The organism is Thauera butanivorans NBRC 103042 (assembly GCF_001591165.1).
Classification (GTDB): domain Bacteria; phylum Pseudomonadota; class Gammaproteobacteria; order Burkholderiales; family Rhodocyclaceae; genus Thauera; species Thauera butanivorans.
The window spans coordinates 1-8487 of sequence record NZ_BCUG01000096.1 but is presented as its reverse complement, the minus strand read 5'-3'; the positions used below and the strand labels follow the sequence as shown (position 1 = coordinate 8487).

Genomic DNA, 8487 nt, shown 5'->3' with positions numbered 1-8487 from the left:
GGCACCGCCGGCGGCGATCTCGCCCCCATGGTCACCGACCCGCTCATCACCCATCCGGACGCCGCCCGCCAGCGCGGCCGCGCCATCTTGAGCGACACCGGCCGCCAGGCACATATCCGGCTGTCGCTGCCCGTGCTGCCCGAGACCGGCATCATCGCCCCCGGCCGCATCATCGACTACACCGAATCCGGCCAGGCCCACCGCGGCATCACGCGCGCCGTCGACGTGCAGGCGGCGTTCCCGAAAGTCATGCAAACCATCACGGTGGAAACCCATGAGCTCTAATCTGTACAAACGCCTGCGTGCGCTCGTCCCCACCGCCCCACGGCTCTACGGCGCCGTGCAATCCGTCGATGCCACCACCGGCGCCGTGGTCGTGGCATTGCCCGGCGGCGCCACGATGCGCGCAGTGGGCGAGGCGGAAGTGGGGCATACGGTGTTCGTGCGGGATGGGGTGATCGAAGGCCCTGCGCCGGCCCTGCCGGTCGAGACGATCGATGTGTAGCCGCATGCAGACGTCTGTACCCGCGCGCCGCGTGCTCGACGATGGGCGTGTGGCCATCACGTTCGAGCCCCGCGGCGGGACGATTCGGGCGCTGCCGGGGCTACCGTCCGGCGAGCATCCCGCCTACATCGCCGTCGGCGAAGTCACGCATCTGGCCGATGGTATCGTCAAGCTCCATGCCTTTGCTGGCCAGCTCAGCCGCCGCCATATGCGGCTGATCGTGCAGCTGCTGGTCGAGCAAGAATATCGAGTGGCCTATGTCGATCGTGCGCCAGGCCGGGTGATGCCGATGGCAGAGCAGATCGAGCAGGGGGACTGGAAGGGGTGGTGGCGGATAGATCTGATCTCGACCATAGAGCGTCGGGCATGCATGACCATCATGCCTCGCGAGTCGGCTGGGGCGGGGGCAGACGGGTCAGTCGGAGGGAGGCTATCCGATACGTGTGCCCCGTAAACGCTGTCCAAAACTGCCGAAAGCCTCTAGGATTCGCGCGGGTTGTAGCGCGCCGTCTGGCGCGTTTCGAATTGGACATCTAATGACCGAATCGCTAGCAATGGCGCGGCATTTGCAGGAATTTTTTGTGGAAGAAGTGGATATCTACACCGACGGCGCCTGCAGCGGCAATCCGGGGCCCGGCGGCTGGGGCGCGATCCTGCGCTCGGGCGCGCACGAGAAGGAAATCTGGGGCGGCGAACCGGTGACGACCAACAACCGCATGGAGCTGCTCGCCGTGATCCGCGCGCTCGAAGCGCTGAAGCGGCCGGTGAGTGCTCGGGTGCATACCGACAGCCAGTACGTGCAGAAAGGCATTTCCGAATGGATCCACGGCTGGAAGGCGCGCGGCTGGAAGACGGCCTCGAAGGAGCCGGTGAAGAACGCCGACCTGTGGCGTGCGCTGGATGAAGCGCAGGCCCGGCACCAGGTGAAATGGCTGTGGGTGAAGGGCCATGCCGGTCATGTGGAGAACGAGCGCGCGGATGCGCTGGCCCGCCGCGGCGTGGATGAGGTGCGCAAGACCGGCGCCACGGTCGAACCCTGAGACGAAGGAAAGGAAAGAACATGCGACAGATCGTGCTCGATACCGAAACCACCGGCCTGGACTGGCGCAACGGTGATCGCGTCATCGAAATCGGCTGCGTCGAGCTGCTGAACCGCAGCCTCACCGGCCGCCATTTCCACGTCTACCTGAACCCGGAGCGCGGCATCGACGCCGAAGCGGTGGCGGTGCACGGCATCACCGAGGAATTCCTCGCCGACAAGCCGAAATTCGCCGACGTTGCTGCGGACTTTGAGGATTTCGTCCGCGATGCCGAGCTGGTCATCCACAACGCCAGCTTCGACGTCGGCTTCCTCGACAACGAATTGAGCCTGCTCGGGCGCGACAAGCTCAAACGCCTGTGCGCGGGCGTCATCGATACGCTGAAACTCGCCAAGGAACAGAATCCGGGCAAGAAGGCTTCGCTCGACGCCTTGTGCGACCGCTACGAGATCGACAACGGCCACCGCGAGCTGCACGGCGCACTGCTCGATGCGGAACTGCTGGCCGAAGTCTATCTGGCGATGACCCGCGGCCAGGAGAGCCTGATCATGGCGCTCGACGACGAGCCCGCGATGCACACGGCCGATGCCGGCGGTGTGCCGAGGGCGCGCGTGGCGGTGAAGGTGCTGCGGGCTTCCGACGAGGAACTGCAGGCGCACGACAGCGTGCTGGCCGACATCGCCAAGGCCAACAAGGGCTTGTGCCTGTGGCTGCCACTCGAGGAGCCGGCGGCGGCTTGAAGCACGGCGCCGGGCTTACAGCCGCAGGCTGCCGCCCGGCACGCTGCCCGACTGCTCCAGGCGGGTGATCGTCGGCCCGAGGTCGAGGCCGGTGGTGGTCTTCAGCAGACGGGCGCGCTCGCGCAGTTCGGCCAGCGGGCGCTCGATCGCTTCGCCGTCGGCGGCGAAGGCGACGACGTTGCCGCTGTCGCATGAAGGAAAGGCGACGACGCGGTCGTCGAAGGCTTTCAGCAGGCGCTCGACGCTGGCCTTGTAGCCGCGCGAGCGGCCGAACAGGTTGACCGCCATCAGACCCTGGCCGGACAGGCGCGAACGCACCGCCTGGTAGAAGGGCAGGGTGTCCAGGGCGCCGGCGCGCGCGTTGCGGTCGAAGCCGTCGACCAGGATGTAGTCCCAGGTCTCGTCCTTTTCCAGCACGTATTGCGCGCCGCAGCCGACGTGGATCGAGAAGCGCGCGTCCTCGGCCGGCAGCTTGAAGAACTGGCGCGCGGCGGCGACCACCGTGGGCGCGATCTCGACCACCCTGATCCGTGCCTGCGGACAGTGGCGGTAGACGAATTTCGCCAGCGAGGCAGCGCCGAGGCCGATGATCAGCACTTTCTTCGGCCACCGGCCGGTGTCCTCGGCGAGGCCGTCGCGCAGCAGCAGGCCGGCCATCATCTCGCGGGTGTAGGCCAGCTCCAGCGCATCGGGTTTGCGGATGCGCATCGCGCCCTGCACCCAGTCCGAGCCGAAGTGCAGATAGCGCACGCCGGCTTCTTCGGAAATGTCGATCGGTGTATTCATGCTCGGCTCAGGAAGCCAGGCGCTTCAGCGCGTACAGGCGTTCGAGCGCTTCGCGCGGCGTCAGCGCATCGGGGTCGAGGGTGGCAAGCTCGGTCAGCACCGGGTGCGACAGCGGTTCGGCTTCCGGCTCGGGCAGCGAGGCGAAGAGATCGGCCTGCGGCCCGGCGTGGATCTCGCGGTTCTCCAGCGTACGCAGGCGGCGGCGGGCGTCGCGGATCACCGGCGCCGGGATGCCGGCCAGCGCGGCGACCTCGATCCCGTAGCTCTGGCTTGCCGGGCCTTCCTCCAGCGCGTGCAGGAAGACGATGCGGTGGCCGTGCTCGACGGCGTCGAGGTGCACGTTGGCGCACTCGGGGTAGTCGGTATTGAGCCGGGTCAGCTCGAAATAGTGGGTGGCGAACAGCGTCAGGCTGCGGTTCTTTTCCAGCAACTGGCGGGCGATCGCGGCCGCCAGCGCGAGGCCGTCGAAAGTCGAGGTGCCGCGGCCGATCTCGTCCATCAGCACCAGGCTGTGCTCGGTGGCGCCATGCAGGATGGCGGCGGCTTCGGTCATCTCGACCATGAAGGTCGAACGCCCCGAGGCGAGGTCGTCCGAGGCGCCGATGCGGGTGAAGATCGCATCCAGCGGGCCGAGTTCGGCGGTATCCGCCGGTACGAAGCTGCCGACGTGGGCGAGCAGGCAGATCAGCGCCACCTGGCGCATGAAGGTCGATTTACCACCCATGTTCGGGCCGGTGATCATCAGCATGCGACGGGTGGCCGCCAGGCGCGCGTCGTTGCGGATGAAGTTCTCGACCTGGCGCTCGACCACCGGGTGACGGCCGCCGGCGATGTCCACGCCGGGCGTGTCGCGGAAACGCGGGCGGACGTAGCCGTAGCGCAGCGCGGCTTCGGCGAAGGCGGCGAGGCCGTCGAGCAGCGCCAGCGCGCGGGCGATGCGCTGCAGTGCCGGAATGTGGCCGGCCAGGGTGTCGAGGATCGCTTCGTACAGCAGCTTCTCGCGCGCCAGGGCGCGCTCCTGCGCCGACAAGGCCTTGTCCTCGAAAGCCTTCAGTTCGGGTGTGATGTAGCGCTCGGCGTTCTTCAGCGTCTGGCGGCGGCGGTAGTCGTCCGGCACCTTTTCGCTGTTGGCGCGGCTGACTTCGATGTAGAAGCCATGCACTCGGTTGAACTCCACCTTCAGGTTGGGGATGCCGCTGCGTTCGCGCTCGCGCGCCTCGAGCGCCAGCAGGAATTCGCCGCAGTTGCTCTGGATGTCGCGCAACTCGTCCAGTTCGGCGTCGTAGCCGGCGGCGATCACGCCGCCGTCGCGCACCATCGCGGCGGGTTCGGCGGCGATCGCGCGTTGCAGCAGTTCGAGCGCGTCAGGGGCGATTTGCAGCGCGTCGCGGATCTCGCACAACAGCGGCGTACCGCAGCCGTGCAACACGGCGCCCAGTTCCGGCAGCCGGGCCAGGCTTTCGCGCAGCGCCGACAGGTCGCGCGGCCGGGCACTGCGCAGCGCGATGCGGGCGGTGATGCGATCGACGTCGGCCACGCCGCGCAGCGCGGCGCGCACGGCGGCGGTGTTGCGTCCGCTGCGATCGTCATCGCGGCTGGAGGGCTCGTCGCCGAGGCTGGTGGAAAAACCTTCCACCAGTTCCGCCACCGCGGCCTGGCGCGTGGCCGGCACGGCACGGTCGCGCAGCGGGTGGTGCAGGGCGTGGCGCAGCCAGCGCGAGCCCATGCTGGTGACGCAAGTGTCGAGCAGCGACAGCAGCGTCGGCGAAGCTTCGCCGCGCAAGGTCTCGGTCAGCTCCAGGTTGCGTCGGGTGGCGGCGTCCAGCCGCAGGTATTCGGACTCCCGTTCGACGGTGAGGCCGGTGACGTGGGCGAGCGTCTGGCGCTGGGTGGCCTGGGCGTAGTCGTACAGCGCCGCCGCCGCGCCGAGCGCCACCGGCAGCTCCTCGACGCCGAAGCCGACCAGGTCACGGGTGCCGAAATGCGTGGTCAGCAGTCGGGTGCCGGTCTCGGCGTCGAACTGCCAGTCGGCCAGCCGGCGCAGCGCCGGGGCCAGGGTGTCGAGCAAGGGCAGCGCCAGACCGTCGGGGATCAGCACTTCGGCCGGGCGCAGGCGCTCGAACTGCGCCTGCAAGGCCTCGGACGGGCACTGCATCAGGCGGAAATCGCCGTTGGCGAGGTTCAGCCAGGCCAGGCCGAGCACGCCCCGGTGCAGGTTGGCCGCCAGCAGCAATGCATCGCGGCGGTCGTCGAGCAGGGCGGCGTCGGTCAGCGTGCCGGGGGTGACGATGCGGCTGACGGCGCGCTCCATCGGCCCCTTGGTGGCACCGGGTTCGCCGACCTGCTCTGCAATGGCCACCGCCTCGCCGAGCTTGACCAGCCGCGCCAGGTATTGCTCGACGGCATGGAAGGGCACGCCCGCCATCTTGATCGGCTGGCCACCCGACTGTCCGCGGGTGGTCAGCGTGATGTCGAGCAGGCGCGCCGCCTTCTCCGCATCGTCGAAGAACAGCTCGTAGAAATCGCCCATGCGGTAGAACAGCAAGGTGTCGGGGTGTTGCTGCTTTATGCGGATGTACTGCTGCATCATCGGCGTATGAGCAGCGATCTCGGCTTCGGTGAGCGGCGGTGTCTTTTGCATTTCTTCCTATCAAGCCCAGGCATGCGAGCCGTCCATGGCCGGCCGGCAGGATGGCGCGGGCGTGGCTGAGCCTTTCGCCACGGCCGGCGCCGGTCGTCGGGGCTGCATCTTATCAGGACGCCCGGGCGTGTCAGCCCGCAGGGTGGATCGCCGGATAGCTGCCGGTGCCTTCGGGCCAGGGGGTCAGGACTTCGAAACCGTCCGGCGTGACGGCCACCATGTGTTCCCACTGGGCCGACAGCGAGTGGTCCTTGGTGACGACGGTCCAGCCGTCGGCAAGGGTTCGGGTTTCGCGCTTGCCGGCATTGATCATCGGTTCGATGGTGAACACCATGCCCGGCTCCAGCCGCAGGCCTTCGCCGCGGCGGCCGTAGTGCAGGACCTGCGGGGCGTCGTGGTAGATCTTGCCGATGCCGTGGCCGCAGTATTCACGCACGACGGAAAAGCGTTCGCGGTGCGCCACGGTCTGGATCGCATGGCCGACGTCGCCCAGCGTGGCGCCTGGGCGCACCGCGCGGATGCCGGCGACCATCGCCTCATAGGTGGTGAGCACCAGGCGGCGCGCCAGCGGCCCGGGTTCGCCGACGAAGTACATCCGGCTGGTGTCGCCGAACCAGCCGTCCTTGATCACGGCGACGTCGATGTTGATGATGTCGCCTTTCTTGAGGGTCTTGCCCGGCGACGGGATGCCGTGGCAGACCACGTGGTTGACCGAGGCGCAGACGGTCTTGGGGTAGCCGTGGTAGCCGATGTTGGCGGGAATGGCGTCCTGCACGTTGACGATGTGGTCGTGGCAGATGCGGTCCAGTTCGTCGGTACTGACACCCGGCTTGACGTAAGGCGCCACGACCTTGAGCACTTCCGCCGCCAGCCGGCCGGCCGCGCGCGACAGGGCGATTTCTTCGGGAGTCTTGATGGAAACCGTGCTGTTCATCGGGCTTGGTTCTGCTCCGTGTGTCCTGCGGCCGGCTTCTCGCTGTCCTGCCGTTCTGCCAAGTGCTCGCGATAACGGGCGATGAGGCCCGCGGTGCTGGCGTCGTGGGGGTGGAGATCGGCGGGGGCGGCGAGATCGGCCAGCACGCGGGCGGCGAGCTGCTTGCCGAGTTCCACGCCCCACTGGTCGAAGGAATTGAGCCCCCACACCACGCCCTGCACGAAAGTGCGGTGTTCGTACAGGGCGACCAGCGCACCGAGCGCGAAGGGGCTGAGGCGTTCCATCAGCAGGGTGTTGCTGGGGCGGTTGCCGGCAAAGACGCGGTGCGGCAGCAGCGCGCGGATCTGCGCTTCGGCCAGGCCCGCCGCCCGCATCTCGGCCTCCACTTCGTCCGCCGGCTTGCCGCTCATCAGCGCTTCGGCCTGCGCGACCATGTTGGCGAAGGCGATGCGATGGTGCTGCTCCAGTCCGGCTTCGGCTTGCAGCACGCCGATGAAATCGACCGGGACGAGCTGGCTGCCCTGGTGCAGCATCTGGAAATAGGCATGCTGGCCGTTGATGCCGGATTCGCCCCAGATCACCGGACTGGTCTGGCAGTCCACCGGACTGCCGTCGCTTCTGACCGACTTGCCGTTCGACTCCATGTCGAGCTGCTGCAGGAAGGCGGGCAGGCGGTGCAGGCGCTGGTGGTAGGGGGCGATGAGCTGGCTGGGCGCGCCGAGGAAATCGACGTTCCAGATGCCGAGCAGCGCCATGATCACGGGCAGGTTGCGCTCGAACGGTGCGTCGATGAAGTGCCGGTCCATGGCGTGCGCGCCGGCCAGCAGTTCGTCGAAACCCTCGGCGCCGATCTGCAGTACGATGGACAGGCCGATTGCGCTCCACAGCGAGTAGCGGCCGCCGACCCAATCCCAGAAGCCGAACATGTTGGCGGGGTCGATGCCAAAGCGCGCGACCGCGTCGGCATGGGTGGACACGGCGACGAAGTGGCGGGGGATCGCCGCTTCGCTGCCAGTGTGTTCGACCAGCCAGGTGCGTGCGGCATGGGCGTTGGTCAGCGTTTCCTGGGTGGTGAAGGTCTTGGAGGCGACGATGAACAGCGTGGTGGCGGGATCGACGGTACGCAGCACGTCGCCGATCTGCACGCCGTCCACGTTCGAGACGAAATGCATCCGCAGGCGCGGATGGGCAAAGGCTTTCAGTGCTTCGCACGCCATCAGCGGGCCGAGATCGGAGCCGCCGATGCCGATGTTGACGACGTCGGTGATGGCGCGCCCGTCGTGTCCGCGCCAGTTGCCGCCGCGCACGGCTTCGGCGAAACGGTAGATGCGTTCGCGTACTGCGGCGACGTCGGCGACGACGTCGCGTCCACCCACGATCAAAGGCTGGTCCGCCGGCCGGCGCAAGGCCGTGTGCAGCACGGCACGGTTCTCGGTGAGGTTGATGCGTTCGCCGCCGAACATCGCGGTGCGCCGTTCGGCCAGCCGCGCCTCGCACGCCAGTGCGAAAAGCAGCGCCAGGGTTTCATCGCTGACACGGTTCTTCGAATAGTCGAGGAACAGGCCACAGGCTTCGGCCTGCATGCGCGCGGCGCGTTCGGGGTCGGCAGCGAACAGTTGCTTGAGATGGCATTCGCCGATCCCGTCGCGATGGGCAAGCAGGGCCTGCCACGCCGCAGACGAGGTGGAGGAGGCGCCGGAGGGGGCGAAATGCAAAGTCGGATGGCTGGTCATCGATGCATCGAGGGAGTCGAGCGGGCAAGAGTCCGAAAGGCAGCCGGCATTGTGCCCGTTTTGCCGTGCCGCGGCCTGCCCGGATCGGATATGCGGCCGTAACGAGTT

The 8487-nt window shown here is 67.8% G+C and carries 9 protein-coding genes; 5 read left to right on the top strand and 4 right to left on the bottom strand.

The features are described from left to right. From TBU01S_RS22045 to dnaQ, 5 genes are all read left to right on the top strand, one after another. Positions 1–285, top strand: a 285-nt coding sequence (locus TBU01S_RS22045) for a hypothetical protein (protein WP_217999679.1), incomplete at its 5' end; no start/stop codon positions are given. After that, complete coding sequence (locus TBU01S_RS22040; protein ID WP_068639637.1) at positions 275–505, top strand: hypothetical protein; 231 nt, start codon at positions 275–277, stop codon at positions 503–505. The genes TBU01S_RS22045 and TBU01S_RS22040, both read left to right, overlap by 11 nt. Before the next feature lie 4 nt (positions 506–509). Then, complete coding sequence (locus TBU01S_RS22035; RefSeq protein ID WP_068639636.1) at positions 510–959, top strand: hypothetical protein; 450 nt, start codon at positions 510–512, stop codon at positions 957–959. Positions 960–1086: 127 nt separating this feature from the next. Then, a complete protein-coding gene (rnhA, locus tag TBU01S_RS22030) occupies positions 1087–1545 on the top strand; it encodes a ribonuclease HI (protein ID WP_068639638.1) in 459 nt (152 codons plus the stop codon). A gap of 20 nt (positions 1546–1565) precedes the next feature. Continuing rightward, positions 1566–2285: a DNA polymerase III subunit epsilon gene (dnaQ, locus tag TBU01S_RS22025; protein ID WP_068639635.1), complete on the top strand. Its 720-nt coding sequence runs from the start codon at positions 1566–1568 to the stop codon at positions 2283–2285. A gap of 15 nt (positions 2286–2300) precedes the next feature. On the opposite strand, the gene TBU01S_RS22020 is transcribed toward dnaQ, so the two are convergent. The 4 genes from TBU01S_RS22020 to pgi form a co-directional block, all read right to left on the bottom strand. Continuing rightward, positions 2301–3071, bottom strand: a complete 771-nt coding sequence (locus TBU01S_RS22020; protein WP_068639634.1) for a spermine/spermidine synthase domain-containing protein — start codon at positions 3069–3071, stop codon at positions 2301–2303. Positions 3072–3078: 7 nt separating this feature from the next. Further along, a complete protein-coding gene (mutS, locus tag TBU01S_RS22015) occupies positions 3079–5712 on the bottom strand; it encodes a DNA mismatch repair protein MutS (protein WP_068639633.1) in 2634 nt (877 codons plus the stop codon). 130 nt (positions 5713–5842) lie between these two features. Beyond that, positions 5843–6646 (bottom strand): type I methionyl aminopeptidase, encoded by an 804-nt coding sequence (gene map, locus TBU01S_RS22010; protein ID WP_068639632.1) that lies wholly within the window; start codon positions 6644–6646, stop codon positions 5843–5845. Next, on the bottom strand, positions 6643–8379 hold the full coding sequence (gene pgi / locus TBU01S_RS22005; RefSeq protein WP_083953796.1) for a glucose-6-phosphate isomerase: 1737 nt from the start codon (positions 8377–8379) through the stop codon (positions 6643–6645). The genes map and pgi overlap by 4 nt, the downstream gene beginning before the upstream one ends. Positions 8380–8487 lie beyond the last annotated feature (108 nt).